The following is a 652-nucleotide window of genomic DNA, read 5'->3' on the forward strand; positions in this document are numbered from 1 at the left end:
TCAAACAGTTCCGCGCGATCGCAACGCGCTACGACAAGATGAAATCAACGTTCCTCGCAGCCGTGCAGTTCGCTTCAGTTATCATCCTGCTTAACTGACGACATGCCGTAGGAGGAATAATTTTATTATTTTTTATTCTCAATTCAAACGTCTACCTCTCCTATGAATTCTTTTCTCACACGACCATCAACCACCAATAAATTTATTTTTGTATTTTAATTATACAATTTAATTCGACATCCAAAAAAATGAATATATTCTGATCTAAATATTTGGGAGCCTTGATGATGGATAATAATAAATTGACTTATTTCAACCTTCGTCATGCTTTGCGGTTTACCGCAGAGTGCAATGAGACTGATTTGGAGGCAGTGATTATTTCATGCCTTCCTATTTCAAAAGTTCATGCAATCCAGCTATACCAGCACCAAACGGGAAAACCATGGTTTGAGGCCCAAGCCGTTGAAAACGCCTTCTTAAGATTGCAGCGCAAAAATGTAATTGCATTCGACCACACTAGAAAAGTATGGAACAAAAAGAATTAGGCTCAGGACCTGTTAATTTCCTGAACTGAGAGAGTTGTTGTGATTCAACAGTCTTACCGATGGAGGTGAGACTGTGAGTGATGTATTTTTGTTGTCTGAACGTCAGA

General features: G+C 39.0%; 1 protein-coding gene and 1 pseudogene. Both read left to right on the top strand.

The genetic code is table 11. The features are described 5' to 3' along the window. Positions 1 to 98: pseudogene (locus GOB58_RS12875) on the top strand (IS5/IS1182 family transposase); the annotation flags it as partial. Between the two features lie 186 nt (positions 99 to 284). Beyond that, on the top strand, positions 285 to 545 hold the full coding sequence (locus tag GOB58_RS12880; RefSeq protein ID WP_173560462.1) for a hypothetical protein: 261 nt from the start codon (positions 285 to 287) through the stop codon (positions 543 to 545). The last annotated feature ends 107 nt before the right edge of the window (positions 546 to 652 follow it).

The sequence above is a fragment of the Acetobacter thailandicus genome (assembly GCF_011516655.1).
GTDB classification, from domain to species: domain Bacteria; phylum Pseudomonadota; class Alphaproteobacteria; order Acetobacterales; family Acetobacteraceae; genus Acetobacter; species Acetobacter thailandicus.